The sequence below is a fragment of the Janthinobacterium sp. LM6 genome (assembly GCF_002002885.1).
GTDB classification, from domain to species: domain Bacteria; phylum Pseudomonadota; class Gammaproteobacteria; order Burkholderiales; family Burkholderiaceae_D; genus Janthinobacterium; species Janthinobacterium kumbetense.
In genome coordinates this window covers 4,639,236-4,657,155 of record NZ_CP019510.1, presented here as the reverse complement: position 1 = coordinate 4,657,155, position 17,920 = coordinate 4,639,236, and the positions used below count along the sequence as shown (strand labels likewise).

The 17,920-nt window shown below is 62.8% G+C and carries 16 protein-coding genes and 1 riboswitch; of the genes, 7 read left to right on the top strand and 9 right to left on the bottom strand.

Features of this window, described 5'->3' with window-relative positions; translation table 11 throughout:
* Nucleotides 1-13: 13 nt before the first annotated feature.
* Nucleotides 14-625, top strand: coding sequence for a nicotinamide riboside transporter PnuC (pnuC, locus tag BZG29_RS20400; RefSeq protein ID WP_077409210.1), 612 nt, complete (start codon nt 14-16; stop codon nt 623-625).
* On the top strand, nt 625-1,161 hold the full coding sequence (locus tag BZG29_RS20395) for an ATP-binding protein (RefSeq protein WP_077406930.1): 537 nt from the start codon (nt 625-627) through the stop codon (nt 1,159-1,161). Before pnuC ends, BZG29_RS20395 begins: the two co-directional genes overlap by 1 nt.
* 7 nt (nt 1,162-1,168) lie before the next feature.
* Here BZG29_RS20395 and BZG29_RS20390 read toward each other — a convergent pair whose 3' ends face one another.
* From BZG29_RS20390 to BZG29_RS20380, 3 genes are all read right to left on the bottom strand, one after another.
* The gene (locus tag BZG29_RS20390) at nt 1,169-3,124 is read right to left on the bottom strand and encodes a S9 family peptidase (RefSeq protein ID WP_077406927.1); all 1,956 of its coding nucleotides are present in this window, start codon (nt 3,122-3,124) and stop codon (nt 1,169-1,171) included.
* A 135-nt stretch (nt 3,125-3,259) separates the two neighbouring features.
* A complete protein-coding gene (locus BZG29_RS20385; RefSeq protein WP_077406925.1) occupies nt 3,260-5,425 on the bottom strand; it encodes a TonB-dependent siderophore receptor in 2,166 nt (721 codons plus the stop codon).
* An 85-nt stretch (nt 5,426-5,510) separates the two neighbouring features.
* Nucleotides 5,511-5,608, bottom strand: a riboswitch (TPP riboswitch).
* Between the two features lie 66 nt (nt 5,609-5,674).
* Entirely contained in the window at nt 5,675-6,832 is a 1,158-nt protein-coding gene (locus tag BZG29_RS20380; protein WP_077406922.1) for an iron-containing alcohol dehydrogenase, read from the bottom strand.
* 142 nt (nt 6,833-6,974) lie between these two features.
* Here BZG29_RS20380 and BZG29_RS20375 point away from each other — a divergent pair, with 142 nt between their 5' ends.
* Both BZG29_RS20375 and BZG29_RS20370 read left to right on the top strand, forming a co-directional pair.
* Entirely contained in the window at nt 6,975-7,280 is a 306-nt protein-coding gene (locus tag BZG29_RS20375; protein WP_034750230.1) for a hypothetical protein, read from the top strand.
* Nucleotides 7,281-7,405: 125 nt separating this feature from the next.
* Nucleotides 7,406-7,885, top strand: coding sequence for an Imm26 family immunity protein (locus BZG29_RS20370; RefSeq protein WP_077406919.1), 480 nt, complete (start codon nt 7,406-7,408; stop codon nt 7,883-7,885).
* 38 nt (nt 7,886-7,923) lie between these two features.
* Here the strand turns inward: BZG29_RS20370 and BZG29_RS20365 are convergent, their stop codons facing one another.
* On the bottom strand, nt 7,924-9,282 hold the full coding sequence (locus BZG29_RS20365) for a sensor histidine kinase (RefSeq protein WP_077406916.1): 1,359 nt from the start codon (nt 9,280-9,282) through the stop codon (nt 7,924-7,926).
* 13 nt (nt 9,283-9,295) lie between these two features.
* On the bottom strand, nt 9,296-9,997 hold the full coding sequence (gene ompR, locus BZG29_RS20360) for a two-component system response regulator OmpR (protein ID WP_223278807.1): 702 nt from the start codon (nt 9,995-9,997) through the stop codon (nt 9,296-9,298).
* A 264-nt stretch (nt 9,998-10,261) separates the two neighbouring features.
* Between ompR and BZG29_RS20355 the strand changes: the two genes are divergently transcribed.
* Both BZG29_RS20355 and BZG29_RS20350 read left to right on the top strand, forming a co-directional pair.
* Entirely contained in the window at nt 10,262-10,651 is a 390-nt protein-coding gene (locus tag BZG29_RS20355) for a hypothetical protein (RefSeq protein WP_099378341.1), read from the top strand.
* 159 nt (nt 10,652-10,810) lie between these two features.
* Nucleotides 10,811-12,670, top strand: a complete 1,860-nt coding sequence (locus tag BZG29_RS20350) for a flagellar assembly protein A (protein ID WP_077406907.1) — start codon at nt 10,811-10,813, stop codon at nt 12,668-12,670.
* On the opposite strand, the gene arfB is transcribed toward BZG29_RS20350, so the two are convergent.
* Nucleotides 12,671-13,069 (bottom strand): alternative ribosome rescue aminoacyl-tRNA hydrolase ArfB, encoded by a 399-nt coding sequence (arfB, locus tag BZG29_RS20345; RefSeq protein ID WP_034749850.1) that lies wholly within the window; start codon nt 13,067-13,069, stop codon nt 12,671-12,673.
* A 197-nt stretch (nt 13,070-13,266) separates the two neighbouring features.
* On the opposite strand from arfB, the gene BZG29_RS20340 reads away from it, so the two are divergent.
* Nucleotides 13,267-13,749, top strand: coding sequence for a chemotaxis protein CheW (locus tag BZG29_RS20340; protein ID WP_077406904.1), 483 nt, complete (start codon nt 13,267-13,269; stop codon nt 13,747-13,749).
* Nucleotides 13,750-13,788: 39 nt separating this feature from the next.
* On the opposite strand, the gene BZG29_RS20335 is transcribed toward BZG29_RS20340, so the two are convergent.
* From BZG29_RS20335 to dapE, 3 genes are read right to left on the bottom strand one after another with little or no spacing between them, the layout of a single operon-like run.
* Nucleotides 13,789-15,780 carry an ATP-binding cassette domain-containing protein gene (locus BZG29_RS20335; protein ID WP_077406900.1) on the bottom strand — a complete coding sequence of 664 codons (1,992 nt, stop codon included), beginning with the start codon at nt 15,778-15,780 and terminating at the stop codon, nt 13,789-13,791.
* Nucleotides 15,781-15,828: 48 nt separating this feature from the next.
* Nucleotides 15,829-16,719 carry a 50S ribosomal protein L3 N(5)-glutamine methyltransferase gene (gene prmB / locus BZG29_RS20330; protein WP_077406897.1) on the bottom strand — a complete coding sequence of 297 codons (891 nt, stop codon included), beginning with the start codon at nt 16,717-16,719 and terminating at the stop codon, nt 15,829-15,831.
* A gap of 56 nt (nt 16,720-16,775) precedes the next feature.
* On the bottom strand, nt 16,776-17,912 hold the full coding sequence (gene dapE, locus BZG29_RS20325) for a succinyl-diaminopimelate desuccinylase (protein ID WP_077406894.1): 1,137 nt from the start codon (nt 17,910-17,912) through the stop codon (nt 16,776-16,778).
* Nucleotides 17,913-17,920: the final 8 nt, after the last annotated feature.

The following is a 17,920-nucleotide window of genomic DNA, read 5'->3' as shown; positions in this document are numbered from 1 at the left end:
CATCACGATTCCCATGAACGATACGCTTCTCCTGCTGGGTTTTGCCACCACGCCGCTTGAACTGATTTCCTTTGTCCTGGCACTGACAACCGTTGCGCTGAACATCCGCCAGAATCACTGGGCGTGGCTGTTCGCCATCATTTCCTCGGCCGCCTACGGTTTCGTGTTTTTCGAGTCGCGCCTGTACGGCGACATGGCCTTGCAACTGCTGTTCATCAGCGTCTCGTTCTGGGGCTGGTATCAATGGCTGCATCCGGCCAGCGGCGGCAAGACCCTGCCCGTCACGCGCCTCGACGGCCGCGGCTGGCTGGCGTGCGCCGCGGGCTGGCTGGTGGGCTTCCTGCTGATCGCCTGGCTGCTGACGACGACGGACACGGACGTGCCCCATGCGGATGGTTTCCTCACGGCAGGCAGCCTGGTGGGGCAATTTCTGCTGTCGCGCAAGAAACTGGAAAACTGGATCGCCTGGATCATCGTCGACGTGCTGTACGTGTGGCTGTATGTGCACAAGGGCCTGACCCTGACGGCCGTGCTGTATGCGTTCTTTGTCGTGATGGCCGTCATCGGCTTGCTGGCGTGGAGAAAGTCGGCCCCGGCCGCGCCGAGCGCGATGGTCCTCAAGTGATGGAGCGTTGCGTGCGCGTGGCCATCCTGGGCGCGGAATCGTCGGGCAAGTCGACCCTGGCGGCCGCCCTGGCCGAGCGCTATGGCAGCGTCTGGGTGCCCGAGTATTTACGCGAGTTTGTGGAAACGCAAGGCAGGGTGCCCGTGGCGGCCGACCAGTTTGGGATTGCCCGCATGCAGCTGGCGCGGGAAAACGCGGCCGCCGCGCAGGCGCAGCATTTCTTATTTTGCGACACGACGCCGCTGATGACGGCCGTCTACAGCCGCCATTACTTCCATGGCGTCGATGCGCCGCTGGCCGCCCTGGCCGATGACTACCACTATGGCCTGACCCTGGTCACGGCGCCCGACAGCCCCTGGGTGGCCGACGGCTTGCAGCGCGAGTCGGAAGCCGTGCGCCAGCTGATTCACCGCCAGCTGCTTGAGGAGCTGGCTGAGCGCCAGATTTCCTATCTGCTTGTCAGCGGCAGCCTGGCGGCGCGGCTGGAGCAGGCGGATGCCTGGTTGAGCGCCAGTACCCCGAGCATGGCGGGGTAAAGCAGCCTTATTTGCCGATGTGCTCGGCCAGGAAGCTTTCCAGTTGTTGATAGAACGCGGTGGCGTTTTTGGTCATGTAGAAGCCATGTCCCTCATTTTCCGCCATCATCCATTGCGGTGCATTGCCGGCCTTGGCCAAGGCCTTGCGCATCAACTCGGCGTGTTCCGGTGGCGCCGTCTTGTCCTTGTCGCCGTGCACCAGCAATACCGGCACCTTGATGCGGTCAGCCAGGCGTGAAGGCGAGATGGCGTCGAGTTCCTTGTCGTTTTCACCGATGTAATCCTGGTAGGCATTCCGGATATATTTGTGGCGGCGCGCATTATCTTCTTTTCTGAACAAGCTGAGGTCATATACGCCGGCATAGCCGATAGCGCATTTGAAGGCGCCAGGCGCACGTATGGTCAGCATCATTGCGGAGTAGGCGCCGAAGCTGGCGCCGTAGGAGCAGACGCGCCCTGCATCGACTTCGCCTTCAGCAATGACGGCGGCGAGGCCGTCCAGGATGTCGTCCTGGATTTTTTCGCCCCATTGACGGTAGCCTGCCCGGATGAAGGTCTCGCCACGGCCCCCGGAACCACGGAAATTAACCTGGAGTACCGCGTAACCGCGGCTGGCGAGGAACTGCGCATCGCTGTCGAACGACCAAGTATCGTAGACGCCGTGCGGTCCGCCGTGGGGCATGACAACCAGCGGCAATTTGACGCCTGGCGCATGCGTCGGCATGGTCAGATAGCCATGCAGTTGCAATCCGTCGCGTGCCTTGAAGGCAATGGGACGGCGCTCGGCCATGCGATCCGGGTCGATGCCAGGCATGGCCGAGTACAGCAGTTCCGCCTTGTTGCTGGCCTTGTCGTACAGGTAGTAGCTTCCCGGGTCGCGATCGCTGTAGATGGAAAACAGCAAGGTGGCGCCGTCATCCGTGAAGTTGATGAAGCGTACATATTCGTCCGGAAAAGATGCGCTCAATTGCTTGTGCAGCCGGGCGTCCGCACTATCGGCGTCCAGGTAGATGGCACGGGTACGGCCCAGCTGGTGAGATACTGCAAAAGGCATCTCGTTGGCGTCATACATTACGCTGCCCAGGTCGGCAACAGGATCTTGCGCGAGAACCACTTGTTTTCCGCTAGCCAACTCTTCCCGCACCAGGGCTTCCGGGCCACCGTCGACGGCATGGGTTGCAAAAAAAGCGCTGTCGTCCATTGTGAACTGGAACGGGATTGTGGTTTGTTTTGGGGCGGGAGGGGTGAGACGCCACTGACCGCTGGCGTCATCAAGACGGTACAGCACCGGCTCGTTCTTGTCGTCCCAGCCGTAGGCGAAGCGCGGTACGCTATTGCGCTGCTGCACAAACTGCAGGCGTGGCGCAGCGATGTCGGCCAGGGTCTTGCGATGGGCCTTCTTGCTGTCGACGTCGTATAACTTTGACCGGTCACGATCCCATTCCTGGGCTGACAGAAAGACGTGACTATTGCGCGGCAAGGGAACGCCGTTGATGCGGGCATAGCCATGATCATCGTCGAGGCGGTCGCCTCGACTCGACGAGCGGAACATATCGTAGCCGAACAGGTATTCCTGCTTGGACCCGTCGAGGTCAAAAGCAATGATTTCACCAGTTGATACCGGTTGTTCCAGCTCTCCCAGTTCCAGACCCTTGCGCAATACCAAGCGCGTGTTTGTCAACCAAAGGTAGTTAAGCGGCACTTCAAATATGCGCAGGCGCAGCATGCCTACCGCTTTCATGTCCGGCAAGGCATAGATGGTGATGATGGGGATGCTGCGCCCGCCCTGCTGCACCTGAGTCGTGACCGCTATGTGTTTGCCATCTGGCGACAGGCGTGGCGTACTGAACCGATCCTTGCTGGTGAATTGCTCTATGGGAATCGCTGCCTCGGTGGCGTGGACGCCGCCTCCCGTGATCAGGATCAGGCTGGCAAATGCCAGTGACGCTACATGCTGTTTCATGGAGATGCCTTGCACGGATAATAAAATAAAGGTGGCAATTATAACAATTTAATAATTGCCACATTGTAATATTTTAATTATTTGATATTTGCATCCATGAATAGGGGCATGTCCGGCGCATGCCCCATGTGGTTGTCAAAAGTCGAACTGCGCCGAGACTTTAAAGGTACGGCTGGCGCCCGGGTACAGATAGCCGTCCGATTCCGGCGTCACGTCGCGCCAGTAGAACTTGTCGGCCACGTTGTTGACGGCGGCGCGCAGCACGGCGCGCGTGCCGGCGATGCGCGTGGCGTATGCGGCGCCCAGGTTGAATACGTGGTACGACGGCACGAAGGTCGTGTTGTTGTACTCAAACGCTTTCTTGCCCGCATATTCCCAGCTGCCATTTACGCTCAGGCCCGTCACTTGCTGCACGGCGTAATCCGCATGCACGGCCGCCTTGAAGGCGGGCACGTTCGGCACGCGCTTGCCGTCGAGGTCGGCATTGCCCGTGCCTGACTGCTGGCTGTTCAGGGCCGTCACGGACGCGCCCAGGCTCAGGCTGGACGATGCCTTGCCCTGGGCCGACAATTCCAGCCCCCGGTGCTGGGCCTGGCCTTCGCGCACGAAGTTGTAGGCGCTCTTGCTGCTGTCGACGTACTGGTTGAATTCCAGGCCCTTGCGGATCTGGAACAGGCTGGCCGTCAGCATGAAGTCCGGCGTCACATCCATCTTGGCGCCGAGTTCGATCTGCTTCGAGCGGCTCGGCGACAGTTCCACGTTGGCGTTGATGGCCTTGCGGTCGGCCGTGCCGCCATGTTCCATGCCCTGCGAATAGGCCGCATACACGGACACATTGTCGAGCGGGGTGTAGACGAGCGATACATTCGGCAGCAGGAAATCGTGCTTGGCGCGGATTTCCGTATCGGCCTTCAGCACGTACTGGTAGCCGTCGACATTGATATGGCGCAAGCCGCCATGCAGTTTCCAGTTCGGCGCCAGGCTGACGATATCCTGCACGAAGACGGCGTTTTCCGTATCCTTGCGCACCAGGCGCACGGGGCCCGTGACGCCGGGCGACGTGCCGACGATCTGCGGCTGATAAATGTTGCTCACGCCCACCCAGTCGTACACGTACAGGCCGGCGCGGTCCTTGCGGCGGAAGGTCGAGACGCCGGCCGTGAAGTCATGGCGCAGGGAACCGGTGGCGAACTTGCCCTGGATCATGGCTTGCGCGCTCAGCGGCTTTTTCGTCTCGCCCAGGCTGCGGTAGTCATACACGTCGTAGTCGCCATTGCCGCAGAAGCCGGGGTACAGGTCCTGTCCGCTGCAGCCGTACGGGAAGGCCGTGTAGTCGTCGCGCTTGAACGAGTGCTGGTTGGCCGACAGGGTGGCGTGCCAGTCCTCATTGAAGGCGTACTGGAAGCGCAGGCCGAGATTGCTGGTGACGGTTTCCACGGGGCGCGTCCACGGCTGCAGGTTGAGCATGGCGTCGGCGCTGATGCCGGTTGGCAAGGTTTTATTGTTCAGCAGCTGGAAGCCGGGCGCCGTCGCCTGCGCCTTGTCCTGGTAGTCGGCATCGAGCTGCAGCAGCGCTTGCGGCGAGATTTGCCAGTCGAAGGCGCCGGAAATGAACTTGCGGTTGCCGTCCGCGCCCTTGATGTAGGAGCGCAGGCGTTCGGCCGCCACGTTGACGCGGTAGCCGAAGCGGGTGTCTTCCAGGCGGCCGCCCAGGTCGACGGCGCCGTACAGGGTGCCACGCTCGCGCGTTTCCACGGTGACGGTGCGCAATGGCGTGTTGGTCGGGCGCTTGACGATGAAGTCGATCACGCCGCCCGGCGCGGCCACGCCTGCCTGCAAGCCGGCCAGGCCCTTCAGCACTTCGATGCGTTCCTTGTTTTCCAGCGGAATTTGCGTGTCGCCAGGAATGGCCACGCCATCCTTGCGGTAGCTGGAATTGTTATCGAGCTTGAAGCCGCGGATCGTAAACTGTTCCGCATAGCCGACGGCGTTGTAGGCGTCGTTGATGCTGGCGTCGAGCTTGACGGCATCGCTGAGATTGCGGATCTGTAAGTCCTGCATGTCTTTTTGCGAAATGACGGTGACGGACGCGGGCGTCTGCAGCAGCGGCGCGTCGGAAAAGCCGCCCACGGAGGCGCGCTTGGCGGCCGGCGCCTTGCTGGCCGTGACGACGACTTCGGCCATGCTTTGCGCCTGCGGGTCGGCGGCTTCGGTGGTGTCATTCGCGGCCAGGGCAGGCGCGGCAAACGCGTGCAGGATGGCCAGGGTCAATACAGAAACGGATAAATTCGGTGTGGACATAGATTGCTCGTGGTTCAAGCCGTCTCGGGAAAGAGCACGGCAGGCTGCTTGTTCGGCTGGCGCCAACGCAGGAGCTATCAAAGGAGGGAGGTACTTTGCGCTTTCCTTCGCTGGCATTATCCAGATCAGGTACGAAGGGTATCTCTCACCCGGATGACTGCTCCAGGACCCCTAGCGAAATGACAGCTTAGCATGAAGCACGGCCAGCTGTCCCGCTGGCTGACCGTTTTACAACAGTGTGGCGCGAATCTATAAACTGAGTTCCAGCACCTTGCGGCTGACGGCGGGCGTCACTTCGCGCTGTTCGCCCAGCGCCGTCATGCCGTGCGCTTCCAGGGCGGAGACGACGGCGTCCACGCTGGCGTGATTGAGGCCGTAGTCGGCCAGGCGCGTCTTGACGCCCATGTGGCGGAAGAAGAATTCCGTGCGCGCAATGGCCGCTTCGATGCGGCCGTCTTCGTCGCCGCCGTCCAGGCCCCACACGCGGGCCGCGTACTGCAGCAGCTTGGCACGCTTGGCCTGCTTGCGCACGCGCAACATGCTGGGCAGGATGATGGCCAGGGTTTGCGCATGGTCGAGCTCATACAGGGCCGTCAATTCGTGGCCGATGGCGTGCGTGGACCAGTCCTGCGGCACGCCCACGCCGATCAGGCCGTTCAAGGCCAGGGTGGCGCTCCACATCACGTTGGCGCGCACGTCGTAGTCGTCCGGGTGCGACAGCGCTTTCGGGCCTTCCTCGATCAGCGTCAATAAAATGCCTTCGGCGAAGCGGTCTTGCACGGACGCGTTCACGGGGTAGGTCAGGTACTGTTCCATCACATGCGCGAACGCATCGACGACGCCATTGCCCACCTGGCGCAGCGGCAAGGTGAACGTTTTCGACGGGTCCAGCACGGAGAATTTAGGATACACCTTGCGGCTCATGAATGAGCGCTTTTCCTGCGTCGCCTTGCGCGTGATCACGGCCGAGCCATTCATTTCGGACCCCGTGGCCGGCAAGGTCAACACGGTGCCGAAGGGCAGGGCGGCTTCGACGATCTTGCCGCCTTTGGCCAGGATGTCCCACGCCTCGCCTTCATGCAGGGCGGCCGCGGCGATGAACTTGGTGCCATCGACCACGGAACCGCCGCCGACGGCCAGCAGGAAGTCGATGCGCTCGCTTTTCACCATGGCCACGGCCTGCATCAGGGTTTCATAGCTGGGATTGGGTTCGATACCGGCAAACTCGAGCACCGTATGGCCGGCCAGCGCCGCCTTGACTTCATCGTAGACGCCGTTCTGCTTGATGCTGCCGCCGCCGTAGGTCATCAGGACCCGCGCCTGCGGCGGGATCAGGCTGGCGATGGCGGCGATCTGGCCCTGGCCGAAGAGGATTTGCGTCGGATTGTAAAAGTCGAAATTGAACATGGGGCTCCTGCCGCTGAGGTTTGCGCTGTTGCTGAGCCATGATTATGGCCGAACGGGTGGAAACGTGTCGTGGACGCTTGAGCTTTTCGTCCGCGCGGTGGAGAATGCAGCCGATGTCACCACTACGCGAAAAGGAATGCGCATGACCACCGTCCCACTGGAAGAATCCGGCTTGCCGGCCACCGCGCTCGACATGCACCGCGCCATCGGCGCCACCATCGCCGCGCTGCAGGCGCTGGACTTGAACAGCCAGCGTTTCGAGGCGTGCACGGACCCGGAACTGCGCCGCGTGCTCGCGCATGCAGGCGACACCAGCCGCAAGGAAGCGGCCATGCTGCTCGAATGGATGCGCCGCCGCGACGCGCGCCTGGACACGGCCATGAAGGAAGCGCTGTTCAAGGCGGGGCCGATTGTTGCCCAATATCACTATGACGAGAAAATATTGTAACTATTGGTTTGTTGCTGTGGCGTACCATGCGCCACTTTCGCATCGCTTCGCGTAGACTGTGCCCCTAATTAAATTTAACGTCGGATAGCAGCGGCTGTCCGGAGTATTCCAGGGGGCTTCAAGAAATGAAATCATTACCATACCGAGAAGGCAGCTGGTTTGCCGTGCCCTTGCCGGGCGGCGGCTATGCCGTCGGCGTGGTGGCGCGCAGGGCGCCTGCCGGGCGCATCATGCTGGCGTATATGTTCGGGCCGAAGCGCGACAGCCTGCCCACGCTGGAAGAGCTGGAAGGCTTGCGCCCGGAACAGGCCGTGCGCCGCCTGCGCACGGGCGACATGGCCCTGCTCAACGAGCGCTGGCCCCTGCTGGGCGACAGCCGCCACTGGGAGCGCGACGCCTGGCCCATGCCAGCCTTTATCCGCCGCAATGAATCCTTGCAGCGCGCCTGGCGCGCCAGCTATGCGGACGCCGACCCTGCCAAGCTGAATCGCGAAGAATCGATTCCCTTCGATACGCCGGGCATGGAAAGCGATTCCCTGTACGGCTATGGGGCGACGGAATTGTTGATGAATAAATTGCTGGCGCAGGAACAGGCGTCCGCCTGAGCGGCAGGGAACGGCACAGCTGTGCCGTTCCCGTCCGTTTATGCCGCTGGCAAGCTGATCTGAAACGCGAGGCCGCCGCCTTCGCGGTTGCGCACTTGCAATTCGGCGCCATGGCGCAGCAGCACGCGGTCGACGATGGCCAGACCCAGCCCGGCGCCATTTGCCTGCCCACGCGCCGTGTCGAGGCGGGTGAACGGCTTCATCAGCTGTTCGATCTTTTCCGCCGGCACGCCCGTGCCGTGGTCCTGCACCTCGATGATCACCTTTTTCGCGCCGTGGCTGGTGCGCACCTGGCAGGCGATGTCGATTTCCGTCACGTCGCTGTCCGGCGTCTTGCCGTAGCGGCGCGCATTCTCGATCAGGTTGTTGAGCACGCGGCGCAGGTCGGTGGGGTTGCCCATCGCATGCGCGCCGTCGGCGATGCTGGCGTTGATCTTCACGTCCGGCAGGCGCATCGCTTCGCGCGTCATGTCGTTGAGCAAGCCGCTGAGGTCGACGTCGGTAAAGCTCGACGCTTCCGTCGGCCTGGCATAGTCGAGGAACTGGCCGATGATGGCGTCCATTTGCCCGATATCGGACTGGATGCCTTCGCGCGCCTCGTCCGACAGGTTCGCCATTTCCACTTCCAGCTGCATGCGCGCCAGCGGCGTGCGCAAGTCGTGCGAAATGCCGGCCAGGATCACGGCGCGGTCCGATTCCACCTGTTTCAGGTCATCGACCATCTGGTTGAAGCTGCGGTTCGCCTCGATGATTTCGATCGGGCCCTTTTCCGGCAGCGGCGCCGGCTGCTTGCCCTTGGCGATGTCGCGCGCGGCCGCCGTCAGGCGCGACAGCGGCAGATTGATCAGGCTGGAAATAATGGCCGCTCCCAGCAGGGACAGCAGCGACACCAGGCTGGCCCAGCCCAGCCACTGGAAGCCCGTCAGGCCGCGCAGGCGCTCGCGGTCCAGCATCAGCCAGTACTCGTCGTCGTCGATCTTGAAGCTGACCCAGAAGCCGGCCACCCCGTTGACGCGCGCGGAAAAGCGCGTGTCCTTGCCCAGCTTGGCCTTCACCAGCGCCTCGATGTCGGGCATCAGGTAATTGTCGGGCGGCGGTTCGATGCGGTCGTCCTCTTCCAGCGAGAAGATGCGGATGCCTTCATTGCTGACGAGGTCGAACAGCAGCTCGCGCCGCAGCTCGGGAGCCGAGTGCGTCAAGGCCGCATGCGTGATGGTGACGACGGAAATGATCTGGGCGGAAATCTGCTGCGCCTGCGGCTCGCGCTGGATGAAGGAAATCATGCTGAACCACGCGATCATGCTGACCGTGGTCAAGGTGCCGAGCAGCAAAAAGGTGCGCCAGAACAAGCCGCTTTTCAGCCGCGCCAGGCTGATATCGGGAAAAAGCTTCATCATGCCTCGCCAGCGATCAGCGCGGCTGTCCGTCCGGGATGAAGACGTAGCCGAGGCCCCACACGGTCTGGATGAAGAGCGGGCTCGACGGATCAGGCTCGATGAGTTTGCGCAGGCGCGAGATTTGCACGTCCAGGCTGCGGTCGAACACTTCGTATTCGCGGCCGCGCGCCAGTTCCATCAGTTTCTCGCGCGACAGGGGCTGGCGCGCATGGCGGGCAAACACTTTCAGCACGGAAAACTCGCCCGTGGTCAGCGGCACCGTTTCTCCATTCTTTTTCAGGGTGCGCGTGCCCAGGTCCAGCACGAAGTCGCCGAATTCGAAGGTTTGCGGCGTTTCCGACGGCGCACCGGGGATTTCATCGGGACCCTTGCGGCGCAGCACGGCGCCGATGCGGGCCACCAGCTCGCGCGGATTGAACGGTTTCGGCAGGTAATCGTCGGCACCCATTTCCAGGCCCACGATGCGGTCCACGTCTTCGCCCTTGGCCGTCAGCATGATGATCGGCGTCTGGTCGCCCGCGCCGCGCAGGCGGCGGCAGATCGACAGGCCGTCTTCGCCCGGCAGCATCAGGTCGAGCACCAGCAGGTCGTAGCGTTCGCGCAGCCACAGCTTGTTCATGGCCGTCGCGCTCTCTGCCGTGAAGACATTGAAACCCTGTTCGGTCAGGTAGCGGCGCAGCAGGTCGCGCAGGCGCACATCGTCATCGACCACCATGATTTTTGCCTGGTGGCCGTGGATCGATTGCGTTGGTGTGTTGCTGCCGGAAGTGGAGGTTGTGGTCATTTAGGGTGTCGTGTTATCTTATATTAGTTGCTATAGTAACGCCTCGCGCGGCGTCGGCAAGGGGCTGTGGCGACCCATTACAAAGTGTTACAAACTTTACCCAATTACTCTTACTGCACCGTGTAAAGCATCATACACTGGGGCCACAGTGGAAATCAGCTTTAAGTTTATACGGCATCGCGGAAGAGGAACTCAATGAATATCTTTACTAAAAAAATTCACGCCGCTCCCAGCGCAGCTATTGCCGCACGTACGACTGTGCTGTCCGCATTTGCCGTTTGCTCCGTGTTTGCCGCCAGCCTGGCGTCAGCGCAAAACCAGCCGCCGCCACGCCGTGACGACCAGCAGCAAATGCAGGCCCAGCGGTATGAACAGGTACAGCGCACCAGCAGCAATGATACGCGACTGCGCGAACAGCGTGACGCACGCAGTTTCGACACGCGCGCCGAAGAGCAGCGCCGCGCCAACGAAGGCGCCGACGCCTCGCGCCGCACGGGCCGCATGACGCCCGACGAGCGGCGCGACCTGCGCCGCCAGATCAACGAAGTGGGCCAGGATATCTATTCCAACCCGCCGCGCCGCTAGGCAGCCATCCCCCCTCCGACAGGGCCATCTCGCAAGACATGGCCCTGTTTGCATCTGGCCGCCCGCATTGTTGCTCAGTCAGGCACACGGCCCCGCCCCGTGATATTGTTCTAGTGCACGGAGGCAATTCTTTGAAATGGCTGCTGGGGGAGGCAAGGCGTGAGCGACGACGACACACCCGTTCCGGATGCGGTCCCCGCAGGCGGCTTGCCGCACGGCCTGGTCCAGCGCGACGAGGGCGTGTTCCTGGACCTGTCGCTGGCGCCGGCGCAGCTGCGCGCCGCCGTCGACCAGCTGTTCCAGTCGGGCCAGCTGCTGGCGGGCCTCGATTACGGTTTGTTCCTGCTGACCCTGTTCCATGCGCCCGCCCCCCGCGCCGCGCCCAAGGGCGACGCCTTACTGCGCATCGCCGTGCGCGTGGCGCCATTCCCGCCCCAGCGCCGCGCGCTGTATAAACAGGTCAAGATCCGTGGCGACAGCGCCGAGTTTTACTTTGAAACCTTGCCTGCCGACGCGGATGGCCAGGCGCCGGCGCGCCGCGAGTTTGACGAGCTGGTGGCTGACTTGTGGTGCAAGGGCGTGCACTACGGCATCGATAGCGTGGCCGTGCGCGCCATGCTCGCCAGCGGCAAGGCCGAGCGCATCACGGTGGCGCGGGTGCTGCCGCCGCAGCCGGGGCGCGACGCCCAGCTGGTCGAAGTGTCGCAAGGCATCCACCGTGACGATGCGCCGCGCGAACGCTCCGATGGCCGCCTGGATTTGCTCAGCTTCAAGAACCGCTTCCCGCAAGTGAAAAAGCACGCGCGCCTGCTGCGCCTGCTGCCCGGCACGCCCGGCTTGCCTGGCTATGACCTGGCCGGCAAGGCACTGCCGCCGCCCGCGCCGCTGGAGCTGGACCTGGCTGCGGTGGCGGGGCCAGGCACGTCGGTCGAGCATTTCAGCGATGGCGCTTTCGTCGTGGCCACCATGGATGGCTATGTGAATGTCGATGAGCACGGCAAGATGTCGATCGAAAACAAGATCGTCAGCCGCGAAGGCGTCAGCAGCCGCACCACGGGCAATCTGAAGCTGCGCGCCGCCTACGAGGAGTACGGCGAAGTGCAGGAGCAGCGCCAGCTCGACGGCAGCGACATCACCATCCATGGCGACGTGTATGGCCATCTGCACTCGCATGGCGGGTTGATATGGCTCAAGCGCAACCTGGTGGGCGGCACGGCTTTCAACGAGCACGGCGACGTGCGCGTCGAGGGCGTCGCCTCCGGCTCCGTGCTGCAGGCGCTGAGCGGCGAAGTGCACGTGAAGCGGGCCGAAAGCTGCGTCATCGCCGGCACGCGCGTGGTGATCGACAGCGCCAGCAATTGCGAGATCATCGCCGACGAGGTTGTCATCGAACTGGCCGAAGGCTGCGCCGTGGCGGCGCGCACCATCCGCATCGGCAGCGCAGGCCCCCGCAGGCAGGTGGAAATGCTGCTGTTTCCCCTCGTGCCCGATTTGAGCGTCCTGGAGCAGAGAATTGCGGAAAGCCTGGCGAAGGCAACGCAGTACCAGCAAGTGCAGCACAAGCGCCAGCAGGAAATTGATGCGATTGCGCAATTGCCCGAGGTGCGCAACTACCTGACCCTGGCGGGCCAGCTGCGGCGCGGCGAATTGCAGCTGCAGCCGGCGCAGCAGGTGCAGTACGACAAGCTGGCCGCGCGCATCGCTCCCGTGCTGAAAGAGGTGGCGCGGCTGCGCGTGGAAGTGAAACAGTCGGAAATCCTGCATGCGCAGATGCTGGCGCTGGTGGAACAATTGCGCCAGGAGCGGCAGGCGACGGCGGGCCAGTCGCGCTGCACCCTGGGCCTCGTCGATGGCGAGACGACGGTGCGCGCCCTCGTCGTGCCGCCCGGACCGGCCAAGGTCTACGACCGGCCGCCGAAAGAAATCAAGGCCTTGCTGCGCAGCGCCACGCCGGCCACGCAGCCCGTGTTCGCGGACAGCACGGGCAGCCTGGACTGGACCTACCAGCCACCGTCGTAATCAGTCTGTGACCTTGCCGCGCGATTGCTTGAGGACGCTGTGCGTGCTCTTGCTGTCGAGGCGACGCCGCTGCGAGCTGCGCGTGGGCTTGGTGGCGCGCCGCACGGCGGGCAAAAAGGTGACGCTGTCGATGATTTCCTGCAAGCGCCGCAAGGCTTCTTCCTTGTTCTGCTCCTGGCTGCGCGACTGCTGTGCCTTGAGCACCAGCACGCCATCCTTGCTGATGCGGCTGTCGCGCAGGGCCAGCAGCCGCTCCTTGTACGCTTCCGGCAGCGACGAGGCGGCGATGGGGAAGCGCAAATGGATGGCGCTGGATACCTTGTTGACATTCTGTCCGCCCGGCCCCTGAGCGCGGATGGCGGAAAATTCAACTTCAGCGGGGTTGACGAGGTGTTGCATGGCCTGCCTGTGGGGGAAACGATGTAGGTATTGTAAGGGAAGTTGGCTGCGCAGGCGCAAGCCGGGGCGGTGCGGCTACGCATGCCTTCCGGGAAAGTTGATGTTTCTCAACGCCGCCTGCGGTGATGCTGGTTAGCATGGGGCCAACGTTGCGCCACTGCGCATCCTGGCAGCGCTTACCGGATGAAAGGAACACCATGCAGCCCACGACCACGCCTGGCGCCGCAACCGCGCAATACCTGACGCAGTACTTGAGCTTCCGGCTGGGCGGCCTGGAATACGGCCTCGATTACCGTTGCGTGCGGGAATTGCGTCCGCTGAAGGAACTCGACCGTTTTTCCTCGGAAGGGGAAGTGCTGCACAGCGTGGCCGTCTCGCGCGGCGTGATCATTCCCATCGTCGACATGCGCGCCGCGTTCGGCAGCGCCCACGGCGCGCCCGACCCGGCCACCGACGTGATCATCCTGCAGCTGAGCAATGGCGTGATGGGCATGGTGGTCGATGGCGTCACCGATATCGTCAGCCTGGCGCCCGCCGACATCGCCGCCGTGCCCGGCCTGGGCGAGACGGAAGCCGATTATCTGCTGGGCCTGGGCACGGTGGCGGGACGCCGATTGATCCTCGTCGACATCGACCGCCTGATGGCGATCCGCAGCCCCAGCCCCATGCAGGCGGCATAAAAAAAGACGACCCGGGAGTCGTCTTTTGTCGCTACGGCATTAACCGAGCTTTTCCAGTTGATCCTGCAGATCGAGCCATTCCGCTTCCAGCTGCGCCAGGTCCTTGGTGAAGAAGGTCTGATCGGCCAGCAATTGCTTCAGCTTGGCCTTGTTGGCCGCGTCGTAGATGGTCGGCTCGCCCAGCTTGGCGTCGGTTTCCGCCTTTTGCGCATTGCGCTTGGCGATCTGCTCTTCCTGGCGCTTGATCTTGTTTTCGATCGGCTTGCGCAGGGTGGCCGTTTTCTGGCGCTCTTCCGCTTCCTTGCGCTTGTCGCGCACGGGCGCGGCAGGGGCCGGGGCGGCTACTACCGGCGAAACGACGGGGAAGTCCGTCTTGTTGGCCTTGCCGGCGGCCGGCAGCACATCGGTACCTTTACCCAGCTTGGTCTTGAACAGCCAATCCTTGTAGTCGTCCAGGTCGCCGTCGAACGGTTGCAACTTGCCGTCGGCCACGATGATGAATTCGTCGGTGGTGGCGCGCAGCAAGTGGCGATCATGGGAAACGACGACCAGCGTGCCTTCGAACTGGGCCAGCGCTTCCGTCAGCGCTTCGCGCGTTTCCAGATCCAGATGGTTGGTTGGTTCATCGAGCAGCAGCAGGTTAGGACGCTGCCAGACGATCAGCGCCAGCGCCAGACGGGCTTTTTCGCCGCCCGAGAACGGTGCGATCGACGCGGTGACCATGTTGCCGGGGAAGTTGAAGCCGCCGAGGAAGTTGCGCAGTTCCTGCTCGCGCACGGTCGGGGCGATCTTCGCCAGATGCCACAGCGGCGATTCGTCGTGGCGCAGCATTTCCACCTGGTGCTGGGCAAAGTAGCCGATGTTGAGGCCCTTGCCCATGGTGGCGTCGCCCGTCAAAGGCATCAGTTCGCCCGCGATGGTCTTGATCAGGGTCGATTTGCCGGCGCCGTTCTGGCCCAGCAAGCCGATACGCTGGCCGATCTGCAGCGAAAACTTGATGCCGTTGACGATGGTCTTGTGCGTGATTTCGCCCGTCGCTTCGTTTTCGATCTTGTAGCCCGCATCGACGTCTTCCATCACCAGCAGCGGATTCGGGGCCGACAGCGGCTCGCGGAATTCGAACGAGAATTCGGCGGCGGCGCGCAGCGGCGCCAGTTCTTCCATCTTTGCCAGCGCCTTCATGCGGCTTTGTGCCTGGCGGGCCTTAGACGCTTGCGCCTTGAAGCGGTTCACGAACGATTCCAGATGGGCACGCTTGCGCTGCTGCTTTTCCAGCGCGCCGGCGGCCAGGATCATCTGCGCCGCGCGCTGGCGCTCGAAGCTCGAGTAGTTGCCCGAGTAGCGTTTCAGCTTGCGCTCGTCGATATGCACGACCACGTTGACGACTTCATCGAGGAAGTCGCGGTCATGGGAAATGATCAGCAAGGTGCCGGCGTAGCGCTTGAGCCAGTCTTCCAGCCAGATGATGGCGTCCAGATCCAAATGGTTGGTCGGTTCATCGAGCAGCAGCAGGTCGGACGGGCACATCAGCGCCTGCGCCAGGTTCAGACGCATGCGCCAGCCGCCGGAGAAACTGGCCACCGGTTGCTGCATCTGGTCCAGGGTGAAGCCCAGGCCCAGCAGCAATTGCTCGCCGCGCGACTGCACGGTATACGCATCGGCATCGGCCATGGCGCTGTAGATCTCGCCGATGGCGATACCGTTTTCCGACGTGGCCGGTTCCGATTCCAGGCGCGCCAGTTCCGCTTCCAGTTTGCGCAGGGTGATGTCGCCATCGATCGCGTAGTCGAGCGCGGCACGGTCCAGCGGCGGCGTTTCCTGCGCCACGTAAGCCACGCGCCATTTGGCCGGGAAATCGATCTCGCCCTGGTCAGGGTGCAATTCGCCGCGCATCATGGCGAACAGGCTCGATTTGCCCGCGCCATTGGCGCCGATCAGGCCGATCTTGTCGCCCGGATTGAGGGTGACATCGACTTGTTCGAGCAACGGTTTGATGCCGCGCATCAGGCTTACTTGTAGGAAACGTATCATTTTTTTCTTTGTGTTGTAAATTAAGGCGCTGCGCGCTGACGCCAGCGCTTATACCAGCTTGAGCTGCTCGGCCGTCAGCAGGAAGACCATGTCGTCGCCGGCGCTCGTCGTCAGCCAGGTCAGGCCCAGTTCGCCGAAGGCCGCTTCCGCGTAGGCGCGTTCGTTGCCGATTTCAATCATCAGGATGCCGTCGTCCATCAGGCGCTCGGCCGCGCCGGCGATGATCTTGCGCACCAGGTCCATGCCGTCGCTGCCGCCGTCGAGGGCGATTTGCGGTTCGGCCAGGTATTCCTGGGGCAGGGCGCCCATCGACGCGGAATTCACGTACGGCGGGTTGCTGATGATCAAATCATATTTCTTGGCCGGCACGTTCGTGTACAGGTCCGATTCGATCAGGTTCACGCGGTCTTGCAATTTGTACGTGTCGACGTTGCGCCTGGCCACGGCCAGGGCGTCGGCGGAAATGTCCACCGCGTCGACCTGGGCGTTCGGGAAGGCGTCGGCCATCATGATCGATAGGCAGCCCGAGCCGGTGCACAGTTCCAGGATGTTTTCCACGGCTTCCGGTTCCGCCACCCATGGCGAGAAGTACTCAGGGATCAGCTCGGCGATGAAGGAGCGGGGCACGATCACGCGCTCGTCGACGTAGAAGTTATACGTGCCCAGCCAGCCTTCCTTGGTGATGTAGGCGGCCGGCACGCGGTCGATGCTGCGGCGGTCGATGACGCTCATGACGCTGGCCACTTCCGACGGCAGCAATTTGGCGTCGAGGAACGGTTCGAGCTTGTCGAGCGGCAACTTCAACGTGTGCAGGATCAGATAGGCGGCTTCGTCGAACGCTTCGGCGCTGCCGTGGCCGAAAAACAGCTTGGCGGTATTAAAACGGGTAACGGCGTAGCGCAGCAGGTCGCGTGGCGTGGAAAACGGGTTCGGGGTCATGGCATTCTCGAAAAGACGGTGTTCTGGCCCGCCGTGACGGGCCTCGGTATTCTGGTTCAGGCGGGCAGCAAATGCTCCAGGGTGCGCCGGTAAATATTCTTCAGGGGATCGATGTGGCGCAGTTCGATGTGCTCGTCGATCTTGTGAATACTGGCATTGGGCGGCCCGAATTCTATCACTTGGGGGCAGATTTGCGCGATAAACCGGCCATCCGAGGTGCCGCCCGTGGTCGACAGCTCCGTCGCGATGCCCGTTTCTTCCAGGATGGCGGCAGACAGCGCATTGGAGAGCGTGCCGCGCGGCGTGAGGAAGGGCAGGCCGCTCAGGGTCCACTGCAAATCGTACTGCAAGTCATGCTTGTCGAGGATGGCGTGCACCCTTTCCTGCAGGTTTTCCGCCGTGCTGGCCGTGGAAAAACGGAAATTGAAGTCGATCACCATGTCGCCCGGAATCACGTTATTCGCGCCCGTGCCCGCGTTGATGTTGGACATTTGCCACGAGGTTGGCAAATAGTACTCGTTGCCGGCGTCCCATTTTTCCTCGACCAGGTCGGCCAGCGCCTGCGCCGCTTCGTGAATCGGGTTTTTCGCCAGATGCGGATAGGCAATGTGACCCTGCACGCCCTTGATCGTCAGGCGGCCCGACAGCGAACCGCGGCGGCCGTTCTTGATCATGTCGCCCAGCTGCGCGCTCGACGTCGGCTCGCCCACCAGGCAATAGTCGATCTGCTCGCCGCGCTCTTTTAACTTGTCGCACACGATGACGGTGCCGTCCGTGGCCGGGCCTTCCTCGTCGCTGGTGATCAAGAAGGCGATCGAGCCCGTGTGGTCGGGCGTGGCCGCAATAAATTCCTCGCAAGCAACAACCATGGCGGCGATCGAGGTCTTCATGTCGGCCGCGCCACGGCCGTACAGCTTGCCGTCGCGGTGCGTGGGGATGAACGGTTCCGAGCGCCATTGCTCGACGGGGCCGGTCGGCACCACGTCCGTATGGCCGGCAAAGACGAACACGGGCGAGGTGGTGCCGCGCCGCGCCCACAGGTTGGTGACGTCATTCGACTGTATCGTCTCGCAGACAAAGCCCAGCGGCGTGAGGATATCGATCAGGTGCTGCTGGCAGCCCTTGTCGTCGGGCGTGACCGAGGACAGGGCGATCAGTTTTTCGGTCAGGGCGAGGGTTTTGGAGGTGGTCATGGTGTAGA